At 72.6% G+C, this 22,935-nt stretch carries 15 protein-coding genes; 7 read left to right on the plus strand and 8 right to left on the minus strand.

Annotated features, from left to right (window positions below):
- Positions 1-25 precede the first annotated feature (25 nt).
- From R6Y94_RS30085 to R6Y94_RS30095, 3 genes are read left to right on the plus strand one after another with little or no spacing between them, the layout of a single operon-like run.
- Positions 26-1,021, plus strand: a complete 996-nt coding sequence (locus R6Y94_RS30085; RefSeq protein WP_318399228.1) for a MoxR family ATPase — start codon at positions 26-28, stop codon at positions 1,019-1,021.
- A gap of 42 nt (positions 1,022-1,063) precedes the next feature.
- Positions 1,064-2,218 carry a DUF58 domain-containing protein gene (locus R6Y94_RS30090; RefSeq protein WP_318399229.1) on the plus strand — a complete coding sequence of 385 codons (1,155 nt, stop codon included), beginning with the start codon at positions 1,064-1,066 and terminating at the stop codon, positions 2,216-2,218.
- A gap of 41 nt (positions 2,219-2,259) precedes the next feature.
- Positions 2,260-4,575: a DUF3488 and transglutaminase-like domain-containing protein gene (locus R6Y94_RS30095; RefSeq protein WP_318399265.1), complete on the plus strand. Its 2,316-nt coding sequence runs from the start codon at positions 2,260-2,262 to the stop codon at positions 4,573-4,575.
- A 47-nt stretch (positions 4,576-4,622) separates the two neighbouring features.
- Here the strand turns inward: R6Y94_RS30095 and R6Y94_RS30100 are convergent, their stop codons facing one another.
- Positions 4,623-5,603, minus strand: a complete 981-nt coding sequence (locus R6Y94_RS30100; RefSeq protein ID WP_318399266.1) for an LLM class F420-dependent oxidoreductase — start codon at positions 5,601-5,603, stop codon at positions 4,623-4,625.
- 84 nt (positions 5,604-5,687) lie between these two features.
- On the opposite strand from R6Y94_RS30100, the gene R6Y94_RS30105 reads away from it, so the two are divergent.
- Complete coding sequence (locus tag R6Y94_RS30105; protein ID WP_318399230.1) at positions 5,688-6,521, plus strand: DUF1028 domain-containing protein; 834 nt, start codon at positions 5,688-5,690, stop codon at positions 6,519-6,521.
- 114 nt (positions 6,522-6,635) lie between these two features.
- On the opposite strand, the gene R6Y94_RS30110 is transcribed toward R6Y94_RS30105, so the two are convergent.
- Together R6Y94_RS30110 and R6Y94_RS30115 are read right to left on the minus strand one after the other, a co-directional pair.
- On the minus strand, positions 6,636-8,825 hold the full coding sequence (locus R6Y94_RS30110) for a transglycosylase domain-containing protein (protein WP_318399267.1): 2,190 nt from the start codon (positions 8,823-8,825) through the stop codon (positions 6,636-6,638).
- 5 nt (positions 8,826-8,830) lie between these two features.
- Complete coding sequence (locus R6Y94_RS30115; RefSeq protein WP_318399231.1) at positions 8,831-9,751, minus strand: serine hydrolase; 921 nt, start codon at positions 9,749-9,751, stop codon at positions 8,831-8,833.
- Between the two features lie 197 nt (positions 9,752-9,948).
- Here R6Y94_RS30115 and R6Y94_RS30120 point away from each other — a divergent pair, with 197 nt between their 5' ends.
- Complete coding sequence (locus R6Y94_RS30120; protein WP_318399232.1) at positions 9,949-10,188, plus strand: hypothetical protein; 240 nt, start codon at positions 9,949-9,951, stop codon at positions 10,186-10,188.
- Between the two features lie 77 nt (positions 10,189-10,265).
- Here R6Y94_RS30120 and R6Y94_RS30125 read toward each other — a convergent pair whose 3' ends face one another.
- Both R6Y94_RS30125 and R6Y94_RS30130 read right to left on the minus strand, forming a co-directional pair.
- Complete coding sequence (locus tag R6Y94_RS30125) at positions 10,266-11,180, minus strand: phosphatase PAP2 family protein (RefSeq protein WP_412102916.1); 915 nt, start codon at positions 11,178-11,180, stop codon at positions 10,266-10,268.
- 430 nt (positions 11,181-11,610) lie between these two features.
- Complete coding sequence (locus tag R6Y94_RS30130; protein WP_318399233.1) at positions 11,611-14,520, minus strand: glycoside hydrolase family 48 protein; 2,910 nt, start codon at positions 14,518-14,520, stop codon at positions 11,611-11,613.
- 1,070 nt (positions 14,521-15,590) lie between these two features.
- Here R6Y94_RS30130 and R6Y94_RS30135 point away from each other — a divergent pair.
- Both R6Y94_RS30135 and R6Y94_RS30140 read left to right on the plus strand, forming a co-directional pair.
- A complete protein-coding gene (locus R6Y94_RS30135) occupies positions 15,591-17,087 on the plus strand; it encodes a GH1 family beta-glucosidase (protein ID WP_318399234.1) in 1,497 nt (498 codons plus the stop codon).
- Positions 17,088-17,232: 145 nt separating this feature from the next.
- Positions 17,233-18,261, plus strand: a complete 1,029-nt coding sequence (locus R6Y94_RS30140; RefSeq protein WP_318399235.1) for an aminoglycoside phosphotransferase family protein — start codon at positions 17,233-17,235, stop codon at positions 18,259-18,261.
- Positions 18,262-18,302: 41 nt separating this feature from the next.
- On the opposite strand, the gene R6Y94_RS30145 is transcribed toward R6Y94_RS30140, so the two are convergent.
- The 3 genes from R6Y94_RS30145 to R6Y94_RS30155 all read right to left on the minus strand — a co-directional run bounded on the left by R6Y94_RS30145 (position 18,303) and on the right by R6Y94_RS30155 (position 22,794).
- On the minus strand, positions 18,303-18,725 hold the full coding sequence (locus R6Y94_RS30145; RefSeq protein WP_318399236.1) for a roadblock/LC7 domain-containing protein: 423 nt from the start codon (positions 18,723-18,725) through the stop codon (positions 18,303-18,305).
- Positions 18,722-21,166 (minus strand): nitrate- and nitrite sensing domain-containing protein, encoded by a 2,445-nt coding sequence (locus R6Y94_RS30150; RefSeq protein WP_318399237.1) that lies wholly within the window; start codon positions 21,164-21,166, stop codon positions 18,722-18,724. Before R6Y94_RS30150 ends, R6Y94_RS30145 begins: the two co-directional genes overlap by 4 nt.
- Before the next feature lie 215 nt (positions 21,167-21,381).
- The gene (locus R6Y94_RS30155) at positions 21,382-22,794 is read right to left on the minus strand and encodes an FGGY family carbohydrate kinase (RefSeq protein ID WP_318399238.1); all 1,413 of its coding nucleotides are present in this window, start codon (positions 22,792-22,794) and stop codon (positions 21,382-21,384) included.
- Positions 22,795-22,935: the final 141 nt, after the last annotated feature.

The following is a 22,935-nucleotide window of genomic DNA, read 5'->3' on the forward strand; positions in this document are numbered from 1 at the left end:
TCCGGTAACAAGGAGCACCACGACCGTGAACAACCACGAGCCGCTTACCCCGCACCATGTGCAGGGCTTCGCCAACCTGGCCGCCCGGGTCGCCGACAACATCAACTCGGTGGTGCTGGGTAAGCCGCACGTGGTCCGGCTGGCGCTCACCGCGCTCTTCGCCCAGGGGCACGTCCTGCTGGAGGACGTACCCGGGGTGGGCAAGACCACCCTGGCCCGGGCGATCGCGGCGACCGTGCACGGCCAGTGGCGACGCATCCAGTTCACCCCGGACCTGCTCCCCGCCGATGTCTCCGGGGTGACTATCTTCAACCAGGCCAGCCGGGGTTTCGAGTTCCACCCCGGCCCGGTCTTCGCCAACATCGTCATCGCGGACGAGATCAACCGAGCCTCCCCGAAGACCCAGTCGGCGCTGCTGGAGGTGATGGAGGAGCGCAACGTCACGGTGGACGGGGTCCGGCATCCGGTACCCCGGCCGTTCCTGGTGGTCGCCACCCAGAACCCGGTCGAGATGGACGGCACCTACCGGCTGCCCGAGGCGCAACTCGACCGGTTCCTGGTGAAGCTCTCCGTCGGCTATCCCGACGAGGCGGTCGAGATCGAGGTGCTCCGCGGCGCCCCGATGCGCTCGCCGGAGGCGCTGGAGCCAGTCACCGACACCAACACCGTCGGCGAGATGGTCCGGATGGCCCAGCGGGTGCACATCGCCGACCCGCTCTACGCGTACGCGGTGAGGCTGGCCGCGGCGACCCGCAACCACCCGCAGGTCCGGGTCGGGGTCAGCCCCCGGGGCGTGATCGCGCTGACCCGGGCGGCCTGCGCGTACGCCCTGATCGACGGGCGCGGCTGGATCCTCCCCGAAGACCTCAAGACGCTCGCCGAGCCGGTCTTCGCACACCGGATCCTGCTCTCCCCCGACGCCCAGGTCCGGGGGGTCACCGCGACCGAGGTGCTCTACGAGGCGGTCGCGTCGGTGCCGGTGCCACTGCCCTCGGGGCAGTTGGCCTCGGCGGGCACCTGACGTGCGTCGCCTGACCCGCCCGTCCCGGACGACCCCGGCGTCATGACGATCACCTCTCGCGGCATCGGTCTGCTCGTCGGTGCCGCCGTCCTCCTCGTCGCCGGTTTCCGGTTCGGCTACCCCGAACTCGCCCTGCTCGGCACCACCGCCGCCGTCGCGGTGGCCTGCGCCGCCGGCAACGCCGCCTGGCGGCCCCGGCTCGACGTCACCCGGGTCGCCGACCCCGACCGGGTGGGCCGGGGCGAGCCGGCCACCATGACCCTGACGGTGCGCAACAGCGCCCGGCTCCGCTCGGCCAACCTGATCGCCGAGGACCGCTGCGGCACCCGCCCGGTGCCGGTGCCGCTGCTCCGGCTGCGCCCCGGCCGGGACACCACGGTCAGCTATCCGGTCCCCACCACCCGGCGCGGCGTGATCGACGTCGGCCCGCTGCGGGTCACCGGACGGGACGCGCTGGGGCTGATCACCGTGGCCCGCTCGCACGGCGAGACCGCGCAGGTCTGGGTACATCCCCGGATCCATCCGCTGGCCGCGGTGCCGGCCGGGGTCGCCCGGAGCATGGACGGGCGGATCGACAAGGTACCGCAGGGGTCGATCACCTTCGACTCGCTCCGGGAATACGTCGTCGGCGACGAACTGCGCCGGGTGCACTGGCGGAGCAGCGCCAAGGTCGGCGAGCTGATGGTCAAGGAGCAGTTGGACACCAGCCTGCCCCGGATCGTCGTACTGCTGGACAATCGGGCCGGTGCCCATCCGGGGCGGGTCGACGGGATCGCCGAGACGTTCGAGTCGGCCTGCGAGGCGGCCGCCTCAGTGGTGGTCGCCGCCCGCCGGGAGGACCTGCCGGTGACGCTGCTGCTGGTCGCCGACTCCGACGGGTCCGGGGAATTCCTGGACCGGCTCGCCGCCGCCGGCCTGGTGCCCGGGCCGCAGGGCACCGACGGAGACCCGCTGCGCACGACGACGCTGCGACTGCGGCAGGAACGGCTCGGCGACACCCTGGTCTTCCTCACCGGCCCGGGCGCCGCCGCCGACCTCGGTTACGTCGGCGCGCTCCGCCCCGGGTACCCGTCAGTGGTGGCCGGGGTGTTCGGAGCTAACGGGCAGACCCCGTCCGGCGCGTCCGGACTGGTCGTGATCGACGCGGCCGACGGTGCGGAGTTCGCGGCCGAGTGGGACGGGGTCCGCCGGTGGTGAGATTCCTCCGCACGCTGCCGGTGCCGCTGGCTCTGGTGGCGATGATCGGTCTGGCCGGCGCCGTGCTCGGCGGGGTGTACGCCGACCCGCTGCTCGGCCAGCTCGTCCTCGGCGCGGCGGTCGGCTCGGTCGGGGTGAGCCTGGCCGCCCGGCGACTGCCGTCCTGGCTGGTCGCCCCGCTCTCGGTGCTGGCCCTGCTCGGCTACACCGCCGCCGCGCTCTGGTTCACCGCGCGCCGGGCCGACTTGCCCGGGTCGCTCGGCGACATCACGGCGGACGCCGCCCGCAACGGCATTCCCCGGCTGCTCACCGCGCTGATCCCGGTCGAGCCGATGCCGGACACCGTGATCGTGCCGCTGGTCGCGGCCTGGCTGGCCGGGCTGGCCGGTGCCGAGGTCGGCGTCCGGGCCGACCGGGTGCTGCTCGGCCTGACCGCCCCCGCCGCCCTGTACGCCGGCGCGCTCTACGTGGTCGGCCCGAACGCCGATTCGACGCCCTGGCTGACGGTCGCGTTCGCCGCCGCCGGTGCGCTGGCGCTGGCCGCCGGTGGACGGCCGGCCCGCCCGGAGCGTGGCGGCGGTCCCGACCCGGCCGGCGATCTGGCTCCCGGAGTCCGGGCCGCGCTGCGGGCCCGCACCCTCGCCAGCACCGCGTTGGGCCTGGTCGTGGTGCTCGGGATCGCCGCCCTGGTGGCGCCCGTGGTGGCCCGGCAGGTCGGCACCACCCCGGTCGACCCGCGCCGCTACGTCCAACCGCCCCAGGTGGACAGCCTCGACGAGAATCCGCTGATCCGGATCTCCGGCTGGGCGCTGAACCCGGACCAGAAGCTGCTCGACGTGGCGACCATCGGGGCGGATGGGGCACCGCCGCCCGGCACCGCCGCGCCGAGCCCGAGCGGTGACGGCGAGGAGCCGGCCGTCGAGGAGGACGGCCCGCTGCCCGGCCAGCGGATCCGGCTCGCCGTACTCGGCGACTACGACGGGGTGACCTGGCGGGTCGGCGCGACGTACCGGAACGCGGGCCGGGTGCTGCCCCAGCCGGAGCCGCTGCCGGACGTCCGGGTGAAGCAGGTGGTGCAGCAGATCACCATCGACAGCCTGACCGGTCGGCTGCTGCCGGCGGTACCCACTCCGAGCGAGGTGACCGGCGCCCGGGTGGCGTACGACCAGGACAGCGGGACGCTGATCCGGCCGGAGGGGCTGACGACCGGACTGACCTACTCGGTCACCTCCCGACAGGAGAGTCCCGACTACGGCCTGCTGCCCTCGGCGAACGTGCCGGCCGGCGACGAGGTGGCCCGGTTCCTCAGGGTCGAGCCGGGCGCGCCGGAGCAGATGCAGCAGCTCGCCGCCCAACTCGCCGAGGAGAACGGCGCGCCGTACGCCCGGGCCGACGCGATCGAGACGTTCCTCGCCGAGCACTACCGGGTGGTCGCCGACGCGCCCAGCGGGCACGCCTATCCCAACCTCAACTTCTTCCTCTTCGGCCCGGTCAACGGTGGCGGGCAGCGGGGCACGTCGGAGCAGTTCGCCGCCGCGTTCGCCGTACTCGGCCGGATGACCGGGTTGCCCACCAGGGTTGTGGTCGGCTTCCAGTCGCCGACCGGCACCGGACCGGTACGCGGCGCGGACGCCCTCGCCTGGCCGGAGGTGCTCTTCGACGGCCTCGGCTGGGTGGCGTTCGACCCGCTGCCGAAGCCGAACACCCGCCCCAAGCCGGTCGAGCAGGACTTCAAGCCCGAGCCGGAGGACCCCACCCCGCCGCCGGACGAGGCGACGCAGAGCCCGGCGGCCACGCCGAGCGGTACTCCGGATCCGCAGGCGGCCCCGGGCCGGGGTGGCGGCCTCGGCACCCCCGTCCTGGTCGGCGGCGGTACCGGCGGGCTGCTGCTCCTGCTCGCCGGGCTGGCCACCCTGGTCGTCGGGCTGCGCCGGTCCCAGCGTCGCCGCCGGCTCGCCGAGGGGCCACCGGCGCAGCGGATCGCTGGAGCCTGGCGGGAGGTGACCGACGCGTTACGCCTGGCCGGGCGACCGGTGCCGGATCACCTGGCCGCCACCGAGGTCGCCGAGCACGCCCGGTCCACACTGCACGGTGCGGCGGAGCGGGGGCCGGACGGCGGCGGTGGACCGGAACAGCCGGGCCACCCCGGCGCACTCCGCACGGCGATGCCGCCGGTCGACGACCTGGCCGCGCTGGTCAACCTGGCCGCGTTCGCGCCCGGCAACGCCACCGACGACCAGGCCCGGCGGGCCGGCGAGCTGGCCGTGGCGTACGCGGCGGAACTCCGCGCCGACCGGCCGTGGTGGCGTCGGGTGCTCTGGTCGCTGCACCCCGGCCCGCTCCGTTGGCGGCGCTGACCAGCCCTCCGGGGCGGGCCGGCACCGCCCGGCTGTCCGAGTCGGGGTCAGGCCGAGGGCGGGGTCGCCGGGCCGAGCTGCGCGATCAGCGTGGTAAGCGCGGCGGCGCCACCGGCCGTCACCTCCGGGGTGGGCAGCAGGGCCAGCACCGGAACGTCGACGCCGGCCGCCGCGTACCGCTCGACGTGGGCCCGGCAGGTCTCGAGGCTGCCGTGCACGACCAGGGCGTCGACCAGTTCGTCCGGGATCAGCTCGGCGGCACCCCGGCGGTCACCTGCCGCCCAGGCCCGCCACATCGGCGCGATCACCGGTTCCCTTCCGAGCCAGCGGTGGAACTCCGCGTACGCCGGGACGGTCAGGTAGGTGGCGATCAGGCGGCGGGCGACGGTCCGGGCGTACCCGGCGTCCTCGGTCGGACAGACGAAGATCCGGGCGGCCACCTCGAAGCCGGGCCGGCGCTCCCCCAGCTCGGCGAGCACCTTCGGCACGTCGTCGTCGGCCAGCCAGTTGAGGATCGTCCCGTCCGCTTCGGCAGCGGCCAGCCGCAGCATCCGGGGTCGCAGCGCGGCCAACAGGATCGGCGGCGGTACGGCCGGCGGCCGCTCCAACCGGAACCGCCGCACGGTGAAGGTGTCGTAGACCTCGTCGACCGCCTCGCCCCGCAGCGCCGCCCGCAGGAAACGCAGCATGTCCCGGCTGCGCCGGAACGGGTCGGTGAACCGCGTCGCGTTCCAGTCCTGTACCAGCACCGGTGACGAGGCGCCGATCCCGAGCGAGAACCGGCCGGGGGCGGCCTCGGCCAGCGCCGCCGCGCTCATCGCCAGCAGCCCGGGACCTCGGGTGAAGACCGGCGCGACCGCGGTGCCCAACCGCAGCGCCGGCTGCCAGGCGGCGGCGAGTGCCAGCGGGGTGAACGCGTCGCTGCCGGCCACCTCGGCGGACCACAGGTCGGTGAAACCCGCCTCGGCGAGCGCGGCGTAGATCGCGTCGTGCCCGTCGAGCGGTACGCCGCCCAGCGGCACGGTCATCCCCCAGCGTGTGGTCACCGGTCGATGGTGCCCGCTCGCTCAGGCCCAGGCAACCGAACGCGCCCGTTCTTGTAGCCTCTGCCGGTGACCTTCTCGATCGTGGTGCGATCCGACGACGGCCGGCTGCACGGGGTCGCGGTCGCGAGCAAGTTCCTCGGTGTCGGTGCCCTGGTGCCGGCCGCCGAGGCCGAGGTGGGTGCCCTGGCCACCCAGGCACACGCCAACCTGGCCTACCGGCCGCAGGGGCTGGCGTTCCTGCGTACCGGACTGGCCGCGGCCGACGTGCTGGCCGGGCTGGTCGCCGCCGACTCCGCCCGTACCCACCGGCAGCTCGGGATCGTCGACGCGGGCGGTACGGCCGCCACCTACACCGGCGCCGACTGCCACGACTGGGCGGGAGGGCAGGCCGGCACCGGCTGGGCGGCCCAGGGCAACATCCTGGTAGGACCGCAGGTCGTCGACGAGATGCGGGACGCCTGGCTGGGCGGTGCCGGCCAGCGCTTCCCGGACCGGCTGCTCGGGGCACTGCGGGCCGGCGACCTGGCCGGCGGTGACCGGCGTGGCCGGCAGAGCGCCGCCCTGCTGGTCGTCGGTCGCGGCGGCGGGTACGGCGGCGGCAGCGACGTCGTGGTGGACCTGCGGGTGGACGACCACCCCGACCCGGTGACCGAGCTGGCCCGGCTGCTGGACGTGCACCGGATGCTCTTCGAGCGCCCCGACCCGGAGACGCTGCTCGACCTGACCGGTGACCTCGCCGACGAGGTGTCGCGGCTGCTCGCCGGGGTCGGTCATCCGGGCGACGGTGCGGCGGTGGAGGCGCGGCTCGCCGCCTGGGCCGGCATGGAGAACCTGGAGGAACGGCTGGTGCCGGCCAGGATCGACCCCGTCGTGCTGGCCCACCTGCGCGCCCGGTCCTGAGCCGGCGTCCGGTCCACGTCGCCCACCTGCGCGCCCGGTCCTGAGCCGGCGTCCGGTCCACGTCGCCCACCTGCGCGCCCGGTCCTGAGCCAGCGTCCGGTCCACGTCGCCCACCTACCGGCCCAGTCCCGAGTGGGCGTCCGGCCCACGTCCCGGGGCCGGCGGCCGGGGGCTGCCGTCGGCCCCGCGGCCGGGCGAGGCGTCGGTGGTGCCGGATTTGCCGTTCGGCGGCCCGCCGGTGGCCGGCGACGAGGGCGGCCGGCCGGAGGGCCTGCCGCTTTCGTCCGGGGTGGGCGTGGGCGTGGCCGGCGGTTTCGACGCCCGTTCCGCCGGTTCCGGAGTACGCACCGGTGCCTGCGCCTGGGGTTTCGCCACGTCGCCGACGTCCGTGCGGCCGAGTCGGGCCGGCGCCGGCAACGGTACGGCGGGCGTGCCGGCGAGGGCCGCGACGAGGAATTCCCGCCACAGCTCCAGCGGTAGGTCCTCACCGTTGATCGGTCGCTCACGTACGTCCCGAACCGGTCCGGGGGTACTCCGTCCCAACCAGACCACGGCGGCGAGCCGCGGCGTGTAGCCGGCCATCCAGGCATCCTGCACGTCCACGGTGTCGCCGTACTGCTGGGTGCCGGTCTTGCCTGCGGCAGGCCGACCGGGTACGCCGCCGTGGTGATCGAGCACACCGCGCAGCACGGCCCCGACGTCGGCGGCGACCGCCGGAGCGAGCACCCGGACCCCCGCCGGCTTCGCGGTGTAGCGGCGTTGGCCGCGGATGTCGTCGACGGACGCGACGAAGTGCCGCTCGCGCCGTTCACCCTGGCTGGCCAGCGACGCGAACACGGTCGCGACATCGGCCGGGGCGACCGGGTAGCGGCCGAGCGCGATGTCCGACCGGGTGCGCCCCGGCGCCGGCTCGTTGGCGGCGTCCACCAGGGTGGGCCGGTCACCGTACCGGGCCGGCACGCCCATCGCCTGGGCCAGCCGGCGTACCCGGTCCGGCCCGACCCGCTCGGCGAGGGCGTAGTACGGCGTGTTCAGCGACAGCTCCATTGCCCGGTCGAGCGGACAGTCGGCGCATTGCAGGTCGCGACGGTTGACCAGCGGGACGCCGTACCGGTCGGCGAACTTGCGGGGGCTGCTCCCGTCCCACCGCGACCGGTAGGAGATGCCCTGGTTGAGCGCCTCGGCCAGCACCAGTGGCTTGAACGTCGAGGCGGGTGGCCGGGGCGCCGAAGCGTCGTCGAAGTAGCCGCTGCCCCGGTCGCCACCGTAGTAGGCGGCAATCCCGCCGGTCCGGGGGTCGATCGCCACCAACGCCGCCCGGAGTCCGAACGGCTGCTCGGCCAGGGCCCGGGTGACCTTCTGCACGGCCGCGGTCTGCGCGGTGGCGTCCAGGGTGGTGACCACCCGCAACCCGCCGGTGTGCAGCACCTGGCGTCCGACACCCCGCTCGGCGAGTTCGCTCTCCACCGCGTCGACGACCAGCCCCAGCGGGCCGCTCAGGGCGTCCCGGGTCGGCGACCGATCGGCCACCGCCGGATACGGCACGGCGGCGGCACCCGGCTCCGCCCAGCCGAGCGACTCCATCGCCCGCATGATCCAGAGCCATCGGTCCCGTGCCGCGGCCGCGTCCACCGCCGGGTCGAACCGCCACGGATCCTTGATCAGCGCCGCCAGCACCGCGCCCTGCTGCGGGCTGAGCCGGTCGACGGTGACCCCGAAGTAGGCCCCGGCCGCGGCCTGGATCCCGTACGCGCCACGTCCGAAGTAGATCGTGTTCAGGTACCGCTCCAGGATGGCGTCCTTGGCGTACCGGCGTTCCAGCTTGGCGGCGAGCACCGCCTCCTTCGCCTTCCGGTCGGCGGTCACCTCCTGGCTGAGGTACGCGTTGCGGGCGTACTGCTGGGTGATGGTGGAGGCGCCCTGGGTCCCACCGTCGGTGAGGCCGGCCCAGATCGCCCGCGCAACGCCCCGGGGGGAAACGCCGGAATGCTGGTAGAAGTCCCGGTCCTCGGCAGCCAGCACGGCCCGGCGGACCGGCGTCGGCACCTGGGCCAGCGGCACGTCGGTACGGTCGGCGACGCCCACCCGGGCCAGGATGGTCCGCCCGTCCCGGTAGTAGAGGATCGACGCCTGCACCGGCCTGGGGTCGTCCGGCAGCGGGATCGACCGGACGTACCAGCCCAGTCCGCCGGCGCCGAGCAGCAGCAGGACGAGGAGGAGGCTCCCCCAGCGCAGCCATCGCCGGCGGTGCCGCACGACGATCCGGGTCAGCAGTACGCGCAGGCCGCGCCCCAGGGCGGCCATCACCCTCACCGGGCGTTCCCGGGCCGGCCGAGCGCGTCGGCGCTCACCCCGGCCGGCGTCCCGATCGGACCGGTGGCCGATGCGAGCACCTGGCGCGCCACCTCGGTGCAGGTCCGGCCGCCGTGGTCGAGACCGCCCCGGGCGGTCGAATAGCCGGTCTGCACCACCAGCACCCAGCCGGCCGAGATGGCCAGACAGTTGACCGCCCACTGCCCCTCGTTCACGTGCAGCGTCCAGCCGTTCTTGATGGCCAGTCCGGCCCGCTCCGCGTGTGGCAGGGCCGAGACGATTCCGAAGTAGCCCTCACCCCGCACCCGCCGCATCTGGTCGAGTACCCAGCTGGTCCACCTCTGACCAGCGGCGCGGCCGTCGGCCACGCAGCCGCCCATCCGGGCGGCGTCCCGGGCCGTCATCCGGGTGAGCGACCACCAGCCGGACCGTACCGTCGTCTCGGTGAGCCCGCAGATCGTGATCAGGCGTTCGATGACGGCGTCCTCGCCGTTCCGCTGGTAGATCACCTCGGCGGCGTGGTCGTCACTGTCCCGGATCATCGCGGAGAGCGCCGTGATCTCGTCAGGGTGCGGCCGGATGTCGCGCTCGGCGAGCCGACGCAGGTCGTCGGCGACTATCCACACCTTGATCATCGATTCGGCGGTGTAGGTCTGCGTCGCCTCGGCCGAGGTTCGCAGCGTCCTGGCGCCCAGGTCGAGCAGCGCCCAGGCGACCCGGTCGGGTTCGACCGGCGGTGCGGCGGTCACGGCCCGCCACCGATGCACCCCGAGCACTGACGCCGCGCCCAGCAGCGCCACGAGCACAGCGACCAGTCCGAGGCGTAACACCCGCCGTCGCCGTCGCCTACGCCGCCGGGCCGGTGCCGGGGAATCGGGTACGTCGGCCGTCCGGCCGTCGCTCGTCGCGGCGTCCAATCAGCACTCCCCGACTACCGCAGCCGGGGCGACCGGCGGGTCCGCAACGCGGGACGACTGCGAACAAATCATGATCATCCTCCCAAGCGGCGCTCCGACGCCTATAAGGACGACAGTCAGATCCAATACCTTGCCCGGAGGAGTCGAGCAATTTGCCGTCCCTTGCCAGATTTTCCGGGCCGCGAGGCTGGCCGCTGGTGCTCAGCGGGCGCTTCGACGAGGCGCTGCGCATGGCAGGCACCGCGTGGGACGGTTGGCAGCGGGCCGGCCGTCCGCGCACCGGCACGTTGTCGCCGCCGATGGCCGCCGTCGCCCTCGTCCACGGGCTGCACGACGACGAGGGGTACGCGCTGTGGCGTTCCCGCGCGATCGAGGTCATCGGGGAGCTACCCGCGCACTCCACGTCCCGGCTCAGCGAGTGTGCGGAGGACTCCTGACTCTGGGTGCTGGAGTCGGCGCCAGCGGACGATGGCGCCGGCAAGGGTGAGGGACGCTTCGTGGATGGCTGGTTCTGTCAGGAACTCTCATCGGTCGGTCCGGTGACGCCTCGGCCGGTATCTCGGGGCACCACCCGGTGCAGGGTGACCAGTACCAGGGCCGTCACCAGGGCGGCGGTGCCGGCGATCCCGGCCGCGCTGCCGCCGTACGCGATCAGGAGCTGGCGTCGGCCGAACTCGGAGATCGGCGTCGACCGCACGCCGTCGGTCCAGCCGAGGGCGACCGCGGCGACCAGCAGCAGGGCCAGGCCGACCACGGCCAACACGGCGGCGGCCTGCCGGTTACCGTCCGCAGCGGCGACCTGCGCGGTCTCGCGCTGGGTCAGCAGCAGTACCAGGCCGGCCGCCGACGCCCAGGCGCCGACCACCAGCAGCGCCGCCACGGCGTCGCTGGGCCGGTGCCAGCCGGCCGACAGGGTGGCGACACCGGCCGCGGCGGCGTAGCCGGCCCCGACCAGCGCACCCAAGCCCCGGACCCGGGGCGGCAGCACCATGACCAGCGCGATCGCCACCGAGGCGGCGACCGCGGTGTGTCCACTGGGCAGGCTGTTGCCGGCCGCCTCCCGGGCCTCGTCGACGTCGAAGTCGGGCCGCTCGATGAGGAACTTCAGCGCCTGGGTGGTGAGGTTGGCGCCCACGATCAGCAGCACGGTCACCACCGCCAGGGTGATCCGGACCCGGATCAGCGCGATGAAGCCGATGACCGCGGTGGCGACCAGCAGCGACAGCAGGGAGACCGCGTTCAGCACGCCGCCGACGATGCCCTCGATCCGGTGTTGCCCGATCGAGTTGCCGGTCAGTGCGATCGTGTCCAGTACCTGGCCGTGTTCGGTGCCGACGGCGAACCGCCAGACCACGACGAACGCGAGGATCTGGAGTGCGGTCAACAGGACCAGCCAGGACGCTGTCAGGATGCCGCTTCGGCCACGCACGCCGGACACCGTATCGGACGCTCCCGGCATAGCCGACACCGCACTCGATCCGCGAGTGGCAAGGGGGCGGAGAGCAAGAAGCGGGAGGGGCCGCCACGGGGGAAGCGGCCCCTCCCACTCAGGTCAGGATACTCCGTCTTGCCGTAACGAACACCCCGGACTGACTGGAAACTCAGTGCCCTGGTCAAGGCCCGGCGCGAAAGTCTTCGCCATGGCAACGGACGGAGGAGAGCGGCCCGGCGCCGGACACGGTGCCGGGGGGGGGGGCCCGGGTGGGGCCCCCCCGCCCGGAGGGCGGTGGTGGTCGCCCTCGTTGCCGTCCGAAGTGAAACGGGAGTGGCGGGCCGGCCGGATCGCTGCGTTGGCCAATCCGGCCGGGCCCGCCACGGTTGGCCTGACCGTGGGAATCAGGCCCGTCTGGTGACCGGGATCAGCCGATCAGCCGGTCGTAGTCGTGCAGCGCCATCGCCACGTCGATCTGCGCCCAGAAGCGGTGGTACGTGAATGTCGGCACCGGGCCGCCGTTCAGGTACGACTCCACCTTGTCCCAGTCCGGGTCGTCCTGGAGGAACGAGCGGATGCTCAGGAACGTGGAGTTGGAGTTGATCGGGTCACCGTTCGGCATGGTGCCGGTGAAGCCGGACGGGATGTAGAGACCCTGGCCGGTGCTGGAGTTGTAGGTGTCGTCGAAGCGGTTGTAGTCCGCCTTCGTCTCCGGCACCGCGACGCCCTTGTCGTCCTTGTGCTGCAGGACGGCGTCGAGCAGGGCCTTCGCCGTCTCCTTGGCCTCGGTGTGGTTGGCCTTCGCACCGTAGTAGATCAGCGTACGGGCGTAGGCACCCGCGACGCCGACGTCCTGGGTGTGGTCGACCACCGAAACCCGCAGGTTGCTGTTGTTCACCGAGGTGGTGCCGGCGGTCCAGTTGCCACCCGGCTGGCCGCTCCAGCTCAGCGTCGACGGGATCTGGTAGTCCGCACCGTTCACCGTGGTGTTGTCCAGCGCCCAGTTGACCCACTTGTCGAGCAGCGCCTTGGCCCGGGCGTCACCACTCTCGTGGTAGTACTCCGCGACCCGCTCCATGCTCCACGCCTGGAAGCCGAACCACTGGTTCGACGGCGGGTCGTGGTAGACCGGCTTGACGTCGTACACCATGCCGTAGAAGGTCGGCACGCCGGCCGGGCGGGCGCTGTAGTCGCCGTTCCAGCTGTTGGTCGCGCCACCGGCGATGGCACCGTCGGCCGACTGGAGCCAGGTGTAGAAGTCGATCTGCCGGGTGAGGCTGGTGGCCCAGTCGGTCCGGGCGGTCGGCGACCGCGGGTTCAGCTCGGACACCGTGGAGAGGGCGTACGCGGCGAACGGGTTCTGGTAGCCGCCGTGGTTGTGGCTGGAACCGATCCGCCACGACCAACTGCTGCTGCCACCCTGCGAGCCGCCCCAGGCGTAGTACCAGGAGAGCAGGTACGACGCGCTGTTCTTGCCGGTGCCGGCCGCGCAGGACGGCGAGGCGCACCCGGGCTGCTTGAAGTACTTGTCGTACATCGCGTAGCGCAGGTAGTCACCCATCTTGGCGGCGTTGGCGATGGTGGCCGAGATCTGACCCTCGGCACCCTGCTCCTTGGCCCACTTCAGCGCCCAGTACGCGGCCTGGACGGCCCGCGCGTCGGCGTCCGGAGCGTTGGTGTAGCGCCACTGCTGGGCGTAGGACGAGTCACCGATGAAGATCGGCAGGTAGCCGTTCGGGCCGCCGTGCTCGAACGTCTCGCAGGAGGGGTGCGGAACGGTCTCGAAGACCGACTCCTGCGGGCCGCGCTGGTAGGTGTTGATGTACGCCGGCTTGGTGGTGCCGTCGCCGCAGCGGCCGTAGCCGTAGACGTTGTCCACGTCGAGCAGCCAGTGCATGCCGTACATCCGGCCACTGTTGTAGGTGGACTGGAGCTCGGCGGCGAGCGGGTCCTGACCGACCTGGACGCTGGAGTCGAGCTTGCCGCCCTGCTGCGGGTAGAGGTCCGGCCGGTTCGCCTCGGGGGCGTAGTCCGCCGGGTCGCTGGCGTTGTAGTTCGACTGGGTCTCGGACGGGATGATGTACCGGTCCATGACCTCCCAGGCGTCGTTGAACGGTCCCCACTCACCGGTGGTCCGGCCGTACATGGCCTCCAGGAAGAGCCAGTAGCTGAACGCCTCGGAGGTGGTCTCGTGACCGTGGTCCGGGGCCTCGACCAGCAGCGTCTCCACGGAGTGGTACGGCACGCCCTCGGGGCTGAAGTAGCCGCTCGCCGGCGCCTTGATCTTGTTGTAGAGCTCCAGGAACTCCTCGCCGTACTCGCCGGCCGGTCCCCCGCCCTCGTCATCGGTGACGGTCACCTGGGTGGTGCCGGGGGTACGCCCGCTGGCGCTGGCGGTGACGGTCGCCGTGTCGTTGCTGTCGTCGGCGTCCTGTGCGGCGTTGACCGGGACGTTGACGCCGGTGTTCCAGTTCGACGGGGTGATCGTCGCGGTGCTGGCGCCGAGCGTCACGTCCGCGTCGCCGGTCTTGGCCAGGTTGACGGTGACGTTGCTGGTCGGCGCGGCGCTGAGCTTGACGTTCAGCGCGGCGTTGCCGCCCTCGGGCACCGACAGCGTCGCCGGGACCACCACGCTCGGCTGGGTCGTGCCGCCGACGGTGAAGGCCACCTCGTCGATGCCGCTCAGCCCGGCGCTGTCGTACGCCCGGGCCTGTGCGGTGTACGACCCGGCCGGCAGCGCGCTGTTGGTGTAGCTGTACGGCGCGCTGGTGTCGGTGCCGACCAGCAGGCCGTTGCGGTAGAACTCGACCCGCTCGACCGGCCCCTCGGCGTCGCTCGCGCCGGCCGAGACGGTGACGTCGGCCGGTGCGGTGAAGGTCGCGCCGTTGGCCGGGCTGGTGATGTCAACGGTCGGCGCGGTGTTCTGGGCGCCGTTGCAGGGGTTGCCGTTGATGGTGAAGGCGGTCGGGTTGGCGTTGGTCCCCGAGTAGGAGCCGTTGAACCCGATGCTGGTCGAGGCACCGGTACCCAGGTTGCCGTTCCAAGCCACGTTCGTCGCGGTCACGTTCGCGCCGGACTGGGTCCAGTTGGCCGACCAGCCCTGGGTGATCCGCTGGTTGCCCGGGAAGGTGAACCCGAGGCTCCAGCTGGTCATCGGGTCGCCGACGTTCCGGATCGTGACGGAGGCACTGAATCCGGAGCCCCAGCTGTTGGCGGTGTAGGTGACGTCGCAGCCGGGGGCCGCGTAGGCGGTGCCGGGGACGACGGCAACACCTCCGACCACCAATATGCCGGCGGCGGCCATCGCCAGTCGGCGTCTTCCTAACCTCAACTTCATGTCGTGACTTCTCCTCGCGGACCGGGCCGCGGTGCTGCCGCGGCTGGGGCGCCTCCTGCGCGTGGTGCGGGGGCGATGCGCGTGGGGGTGGGTAGGCGCCGGAATGGTGGTGGTCAACCCGTCCCGGACCGGGGTCGGCGGACGCCGGAGGAGACGCCGGACGTGGCGGCTCCGAGCTGTGCAGGGGCGCCGTTACCGAGAGACTCGGATGCCCTGGCGGCCCATGATCGCGTCGGCTTGTGGCTCCCTGCCGCGATAGTTCGACAGTGTTGCATGGGAGCGCTCCCGCAGCAAGTGGAGTCCGGCGCAGCTCCACTACGGACAGCCGGCTAGGCCCGCTGACCTGGGCATAGATTCGATCGAGGCAGCACAACGGGGTTTCATCGACGTTGGCCTGATGTTTCGATCTTATTTTGGGTCTTTCACAAACCCGTGACGCGGGCTACAGTCCAACCAATGTCGATGGGAGCGCTTCCATTGATGAGGATGTAAGTAGCTTGGATCGCACCACCACGGAGGCTGCGAGGATCCGGTCCGCCGGGTCGATCGCTCCCCGTTGGGCGAGCTACGGCAATGTTACGTAGCCGCCGACCGCTCAGCCACAGGGCTGAGGGCGGGCCAGCCCGGACTCCGCCGTCAGCCAGCTCACCACCGTCGGAAGGAGGTGGAACCAGAGCCACTCGCGTGGCCCGGCTCCCGCGCGGCACGCACGACCTGGACGCCAATTCCGTTCGTGCGTGTTTGTAACTCACGCTGGGGACGGGGGTTGCCCTCCCCGTCCCCACACTAACCCCCCGCCAACGACGGGAAAATCGGTCATCGGTACAGCGTCTCGACGCCGAACCGGTCGACCGGCTGCGTCATCGGCACCTCGGACGGCGACCGGCCTCGTCGCGACGCGACGAACGGTCGCCGTGGTCATGGTGCACGTGGGGACGGGCAATGGACGAGGCCCAGACCCGCCATTGCCATCCGAACATCCCATACGCAATCGCCCGGTAGATCGCTACGCTCTTGTATGGGAGCGCTCCCGGGCGTGGTGCGGAGGGCCCCACTCACGAGGAGACAGCATGTCCGTACTGACTCGGCGGCATCTGCTGCGCCGCGCCGCGTTGTCCGCCAGTGCCGTGCCGGCCGGCCGCCTGTCGACGAGCACGGCGGCAGCAGCCGTCGCCGGCGCGACGCTGACCGGTTGCGACGCCGATCCCGAGGCCGACGACGAGCGACGTACGGCGCCGGACGCGCAGCTCGGACTCCGCTTTCCGGACGGCTTCGGGTGGGGCGCGGCCACCTCGGCGTACCAGATCGAGGGGGCGGCCAAGGACGACGGGCGGGGCGAGTCCGTCTGGGACACCTTCAGCCACACCCCGGGACGGGTCCGGGGTGGGGACACCGGCGACGTCGCCGCCGACCACTACCACCGGTACGTCGAGGACCTGGACCTGATGAAGGATCTCGGGCTGCGGACGTACCGGTTCTCCATCTCCTGGCCACGCATCCAGGCCGACGGCACCGGCGCGCCCAACCAACGCGGGCTCGACTTCTACCGGCGGCTGGTCGACGGCCTGCACGACCGGGGCATCGCCCCGATGGCCACGCTCTTCCACTGGGACCTGCCGCAGTCGCTGCAGGACATCGGCGGCTGGGAGTCCCGGGACGTCCCCTACCGCTTCGCCGACTACGCCGAGGCGATCTTCGAGGCGCTCGGCCCCAGCGTGCCGGTCTGGCTGACCATCAACGAGCCCAAGACGGTGGTACAGAACGGCTACCTCCAGGGTCACCACGCCCCCGGGCTGCGCGAGCCGGACGCGGCCTACCTGGTCGCGCACCACCTGCAACTCGCGCACGGCCTGGCGGTACGCGCGCTGCGCGCCACCGGCAGCGACAGCCGGATCGGCCCCGCGCTGAACCTGCACCCCTGCTACCCCGCCGACGACGCCCCCGGGGTCGCCGAGGCGACCCGGCTCTACGACGGTTACGAGAACCGGCTCTACCTGGACTCCATCTTCAAGGGCGCCTATCCGGCCGACGTGCTGGCCGACCTGGGCCCGGCCAGTCGGATGGTCCGGGGGATCCGGGACGGCGACCTGGCGATCATCTCGTCGCCGGTGGACCTGCTCGCCGTGCAGTACTACACGCCGATCTACGTCACCGCCGACGGCGGCATGGTCCGCAAGTGGTCGACCTCCGAGGCGAGCTGGCAGCAGATCTTCCCCGACGGGATGTACGACATCCTGACCCGGGTGACCCGGGACTACGGCGACGTGCCGCTCACCGTCACCGAGAACGGCCTGCCCACCCCGGATCTGCTCGCCGGGGACGGCACGGTGGACGACATCGGCCGGATCGCCTTCCTCCGCGACCACCTGGCGGCCGCGCACCGGGCCATCGCCGACGGCGTGCCGTTGGAGAGCTACCACGTCTGGTCGCTGATGGACAACTTCGAGTGGAACGAAGGCTATGAACAGCGATGGGGATTGATCTATATTGACTTTCCCACCCAACGCCGGATCCCCAAGCGCAGCGCGCACTGGTACCGACGGGTGATCGCCGACAACACCGTCTGACCCGAGCCGACCGACCGGCCAGCACCGAACTCTCGGCGACCCTCGCTGTCCGGCGGAGCCGCGGGTGCGGGGCGCCGCGCGGTCCAGGTCCACGAGGTTCACCCGGGTAGGCACCGCCGCCCGACCGTACCGCCGAGAGGGTCGCATGGAGAACCGGAGCTCGACCAGGAGGCACGTCACCGAGACCGAACTCGGGTCGCTGGTCCGGCGCGGCTTCGGCGACCGGACCGGGATCACCGACTGGCGGGAACTGACCGGCGGCACCTACAACGCGGCCTACGCCGTCACCCTCGGCGAGAGCACCGAACTGGTACTCAAGGTCGCCCCGCCACCCGAGCTGAAGCTGCTCAGTCACGAGGTCGACCTGATGCGTACCGAGGTCGACTTCTACCGCCGGGCCGCCCCGGTGGTGACCGTGGTGCCCGAGGTCGTCTACGCCGACTTCAACCGGGACCTGATCGGCACCGACTTCGTCTTCCTCAGCCGGGTGGCCGGAACGGACCTGCACCAGACCCGGGACCAGCTGACCCCGGCGCAGCTCGCCACCGTACGCGGTGAGATCGCCGCGCACGCGGCCCGGCTGCACACCGTCACCGGTCCGGCGTACGGCTATCCGCTGCGCGGCAGCCGTAGCTGGCAACCGTCCTGGCGGGCCGCCTTCGGTGCGATGGTCGACGACATCCTCGCCGACGCTCTCCGGCTGGGCAGTGCGCTACCCGCCCCGCCGGACCGGATCGGCGACCTGCTGCGCCGGCACGCCGACGTCCTCGACGAGGTACGCCGCCCTGCCCTGGTGCACTTCGACCTCTGGGACGGCAACGTCTTCGTCGCCGCCGATCCTGCCGGCACAGTCCGGGTGACCGGCCTGATCGACGGTGAACGGGCCTTCTTCGGCGACCCGCTGGCCGAACTGGTCTCGATGACGCTCTTCCGCGAACTGGACGACGAACCGGAGATCCTCGCCGGCTACGCCTCCGCCGGACACGGCCGGCTCGAACTGACCACGACGGCCCGCCGCCGGCTCACCCTCTATACGATCTATCTCTATCTCATCATGTGCATCGAGGGCGCCACCCGGGGTTGGGACGGCCCGGAACGCGCCGAGTACGAACGATGGCTCGCCGGTCAGCTCGACACGCAACTCGGCCGGCTGGGCCAGGTCCGGCAGGCGTGAGACGACACCACACGGTCGCCCCGGCGACCGGGCGCGGCCGGTCAGCGGGGCAGCGCCTGCTGGAGCTCGGCCCGCAGCGCCGGTGTCAGCATCTCACCGGCCGCCTTGGCCAGCTTCGCCATCTCGTAACCCACCACGCCGATGTCGGCGTCGTTCGCGGCGAGGGTGGCCAGGATCGAACCGTCCCGGATCTGCATGACCAGGAAGTAGCCCCGCCCCATCTCGACCACCGTCTGCTTGACGATGTCGCCGTCGAACATCTCCGCGGCCCCGATGGTGATGCTGGACAATCCGGAGGTGACCGCGGCGAGCTTGTCGGCGTGGTCCCGGGGCAGGTGCTCGGAGACCGCCACCAGCAGTCCGTCGGCGGAGACCACGATGGCGTGCGCCACCCCGGGTACCCGTTCCGTGAACCCGCTCACCAGCCAGTTCAGATCCCGTGCCTCTTGACTGAGCGTGCTCAATACTTCTCCTCTTCGGTGCGCGCGCCGGCCGGCGCCATGGGTATCACCATCGTGTCCTCCGCCTCGGCCCGCCGGAGACCACCGTAGTACCGGGACAACATGCCGCCCACCTGCTCCGGATCCGGCGCCTCGCGCTGGACCGGCGGCCTGGGTCGGGCCGGCTCGTTCTTCGCCCGCAGTTGGGCCATCGGCACCCGGATCGGCAGCCCGTTGGCGTTGGTCCCGCCGGTCACCGGTACCGCCGGTGGGGCGTTCCCGGTGGCCAGCGCTCCGGTCGGCGCCGCCCCGGCGGCGTTGGTCGGTGGCCGCGTGCTCGCCCTGCCCTGCCGGGACCACCAGGTGCTCGACGGCGCGGAACCGGCACCGGCGGCCATCCCGAGCACGTCCTCGGCCCGGGTCGGTGTCTCCCGGCGGCCCGTCCGGCGGAGCTGGCCGCCGTCGGCGCCGCCCTCGCCCGGTGCCGGCGGACGCGTGCCGTTCGAGCCGGCCACCGCTCCCGCGACGAGTTCGAGCATCCGCCGGCCGGGGCCGCCGGCCGGATCCGCTGCCGTAGCCGGGGCGAGCAGGCTGGCCGGCAGCCAGATCGCCGCCACCAGGCCACCCTGCCCGGTGGTCCGCAACCGGACCCGGACGCCCTGCCGGGCGGCCAGGTGGCTGACCACGAACAGACCCATCCGCTCCGACGCGGCGACGTCGGCGTCCGGCGGTACCGCGAGCACCTGGTTGCTCCGCTCCAGCGCGGTCGGGCTCATGCCGAGGCCCTGGTCGACGATCTCCACCAGGACGCTGCCGTCCGGTTGCCCGGCGGCGTCGACCTGGACCACGGTGTCCGGCCGGGAGAACGACGACGCGTTCTCCAGCAGCTCGGCGAGCAGGTGCACCAGGTCGGCGACGGCGTGCCCGACGACGTACAGCTCGTCGGCGACGTCGTGCCGGATCCGCTGGTACTGCTCGATCTCGGCAACCGCGGCCAGCATCACCGTGCCGAGCAGCACCGGACGGTTCCACCGCCGGGTCGCCTCGGTGCCGGCCAGCACCAGCAGGCTGTCGTCGTTACGGCGCATGCGGGCGGCGAGATGGTCCAGCTTGAACAGGTTGTCGAGCTGGTCCGGGTCGCTCTCGTCCTGCTCCAGCTCGTCCAGCAGCTCCAACTGCCGCTCGACCAGCACCTGACTGCGTCGGGCCAGGTTGACGAACATGGCGTTGACGTGTCGACGCATCACCGCCTGCTCCAGCGCCACCGTCACCGCGCTGCGGTGCACCGCCACGAAGGCCTCGGCCACCTCGCCGATCTCGTCCATCGACCGGACGTCGGCCGGCGGCACCTCGAACTCGGCGGCGACCGGATCGACCGTACGCAGCCGTTCCAGGGTCTCCGGCAGCTCGACCTGGGCGACCCGCAACGCCTGGCCCCGCAGCATCCGCAGCGAACGGGCGACGGAGCGGCCGATCGCGATCGAGGTGAACAGGGCGGCCAGCAGCACGCCCAGCACGCCGACCGCGGTGAGCAGCGTCCGGCGCAACTGCTCGGCGCTGCGGGAGTCCGCCAGCGCCACCGCGTCGTCGACCGCACCCGTCTCGACCTGCCGGAGCAGCTCCTGGCGCTGCTGGCTGATCGTCCACCAGCGGCCCGGTTCGAGCACCGCGGCGGTGCGCCCACCGGCGGAGAAGGTGGTCTCCTCCATCCGCACCGCGGCCACGAAGTCCGGATCGGTCGAGACCTGGTCGTACCGCTCGATCTGCCGGTCGGTGGCCGAGAGCCGGAAGCCGGCGAGGCCGGTGAGCTGCTGTGCTCGCAGGTCGGTCAGCGTGACCAGGTCGGTCTGGTCGTACCGGCCGGCCCGGGCGGCGGCGTAGAGCTGCCCCCGGATCCGGGAGTTGACCTCCTTGACCTGGGCGAACTCGACGTACCGCAGCACCGCGTCGGTCAGGTCGCCACGGTCCGCGCCGGGCGAGGGCTCGGCCAGCAGCACCAACAGCACCTCGATGGTCCGGTCGTACTCGGCCAGCACCGGGTCGGGGTTGGAGCCGGCCGCCGGCACCGAGGCCCGCACCTCCGGCAGCCGGTCGAGTGCGTCGTCGACCCGGTCGTAGGAGATCCGCCAGGACGCCTCACCCCGGGCCAGCGGCGACGCCGCCGTCCGGAACCGGTCGAGCGCGCGGTCGGCGACCGGGTAGACCGACTCCAGCGCCGGCAGCGGGCGGCCGGGTTCGACCGGCGGCGCCGAGCCGGTGTTCAACGCGGCCAGCTCGCCTGCGGTCTGGTCCCGCTCGCGCTGCAACTCGTGCACCAGCGCCGTGATCTCGCGGCCGACCGTCACCTGGTCGGCGAACTCGTCGAGCAGGTCCGCCTGGCTCACCAACGCACCGGTCTGCGCCCCGGCGAGCGCCAGGAACGCGACCGACGGGACCACGAGGACGGCGCCCAGCTTGCTACGCATCCGCCAGTCCCGCAACCGGAAGGCGGACCTGCGGCGATGTGGCACCACCCGGACGTCAAGACGGCGCCGGCGGTGACGCGAGACGGCGCCATGTGACGGTTCCGGGGCAACAGCCACCATGCCTCCTACCGTCCTCGATGCGGAGCGCGCCAAGGAGCGGAGCTATTTCAAAACAGGCCCGGACCTGCTGTCAATGATCAGGGGGGCGGTACAGCTCACGAAGGGTACTGCGGGTGATCAGGTCTTGTCGCTGTCGCCGACTCGTCCTCATCCGTCCGGACGATGCGCTCAAGGCCGGACGCGCCGTCGAGCCGACCGATCGCCACCAGCGCGGCGCCGACCGCACCGATCTCCGGATTCCGGACGTGGTGTACCTCCCGGGGGGCCAGCGCCACCGAGAAGGAACGCCGCCACCACCCGGACGCGGCGACGGCCCCGCCGCCGAGGACGACCTGGACCGATTTGTCCAGCGTGGATTCGATCGCCACGACCCCTAGCGCCACCTGGCGGCAGAGTGCGTCCATCAGTCCGGCCAGGATGTCCACCGCGGTGGTGTTGAAGCCGAGCCCGGACAGCACGCCGGAGCCGGCCGGGGCGAGCCCGGGTGGACGGTCGCCGCCTAGCTGGGGATCGGCCGGTACGCCGTCGCCGGGCGGCACCCGGGCGAGGGCCCGGTCGAGTTCCGCCCCCTCGGGCAACTTCATCTCCCGCCGGATCCAGGCGTAGAGGTTGCCGCCGCCGGAGAAGGCGGTACCGGTCACCACGTGCTCGTGGTCCACCCGGTAGCGCCACAGTTTCTCCGGCAACGGCGGCAGCTCGCCGCCCGCCGGGGTGCGCTGGACCAGCCGGACCGCCGCCGAGGTGCCGACGGTGACCGCCGCACGCCGGCTGTCGTAGCAGCCGGAGCCCACGTTGGAGGCGGCACCGTCGCCGCTGGGTGGCGCCCACCGGGCGGTCCGCAGCGCCGGCCAGCGCCGGGCGTACCCGGTCCGGAGCCGGCCGTGCCAGGCCAGCGGAGCCAGCGTCGGCAGCTCGCCCGGGCGTACCCCGGCCAGCTCGCACGCCTCGGTGTCCCAGTCCAGGGTGCGCAGGTCGAGCAGGCCGGTGCCGGAGGCCTGGGAGACCGACATGACCGCCTCGTCCAGCAGCATGCCGAAGACGTACTCGATCAGGCCGGCGAAGCGGATCTTGTCGTCGCCGCACCTCTCCCGCAACCAGGGCAGCCGGACCGACCAGTAGAACCGGTGCCACCAGGTGCCGGTACGCCGGTGGTAGTCGTCCGGATCCACCGGCCCGGCCACCCCGGCCGGTGCGGTGGGGCGGGTGTCCAACCAGGTCAGCACCGGGCCGAGTGGATCGCCGGCGGCGTCCAGCGGCACCACCGAGTGCCACTGGGCCGAGGCGACGACCAGTTCGACGCCGTCGAGGTGGTCTGCCCCGGCCAGCTCGTCGAGGCACTCGACCAGGGCGGCAAGGTAGGCCGGCCCGTCCAGGGTGGCCCGACCGTCGTCGCCGATCGTGACGTCGGCTGGTCGCCGGGCCAGTGCACCCGGCAGCGGCCGGGCGGCCGCGTCCAGCACCAGGCCGCGCACCGACGACGTACCCAGGTCGAGAGCGAGAATCCTCATCGACGAAAACCGTACCCGTTCGTCGCTGCCGACCAGGGCAAGGTCGCGCGGTACCGGCCGGACGGACCCCGCACCGGCCCGGGTCGCCCACCTGGTGGACAGGTGTGCCGAAGGGGTGCCGGCCCGGCCGGCGCTGCCCTA

It is taken from the genome of Plantactinospora sp. KLBMP9567, assembly GCF_033446045.1.
In the GTDB taxonomy this organism is placed as follows: domain Bacteria; phylum Actinomycetota; class Actinomycetes; order Mycobacteriales; family Micromonosporaceae; genus Plantactinospora.

What these genes read in the sequence shown, in the direction of transcription:
- R6Y94_RS30150 (WP_318399237.1), bottom strand. Translation starts at nt 21,166, where the DNA reads ATGCGTAGCAAGCTGGGCGCCGTCCTCGTGGTCCCGTCGGTCGCGTTC.
- R6Y94_RS30110 (WP_318399267.1), bottom strand. Translation starts at nt 8,825, where the DNA reads ATGGCCGCCCTGGGGCGCGGCCTGCGCGTACTGCTGACCCGGATCGTC.
- R6Y94_RS30140 (WP_318399235.1), top strand. Translation starts at nt 17,233, where the DNA reads ATGGAGAACCGGAGCTCGACCAGGAGGCACGTCACCGAGACCGAACTC.
- R6Y94_RS30130 (WP_318399233.1), bottom strand. Translation starts at nt 14,520, where the DNA reads ATGAAGTTGAGGTTAGGAAGACGCCGACTGGCGATGGCCGCCGCCGGC.
- R6Y94_RS30090 (WP_318399229.1), top strand. Translation starts at nt 1,064, where the DNA reads ATGACGATCACCTCTCGCGGCATCGGTCTGCTCGTCGGTGCCGCCGTC.
- R6Y94_RS30095 (WP_318399265.1), top strand. Translation starts at nt 2,260, where the DNA reads ATGATCGGTCTGGCCGGCGCCGTGCTCGGCGGGGTGTACGCCGACCCG.
- R6Y94_RS30135 (WP_318399234.1), top strand. Translation starts at nt 15,591, where the DNA reads ATGTCCGTACTGACTCGGCGGCATCTGCTGCGCCGCGCCGCGTTGTCC.
- R6Y94_RS30155 (WP_318399238.1), bottom strand. Translation starts at nt 22,794, where the DNA reads ATGAGGATTCTCGCTCTCGACCTGGGTACGTCGTCGGTGCGCGGCCTG.
- R6Y94_RS30100 (WP_318399266.1), bottom strand. Translation starts at nt 5,603, where the DNA reads ATGACCGTGCCGCTGGGCGGCGTACCGCTCGACGGGCACGACGCGATC.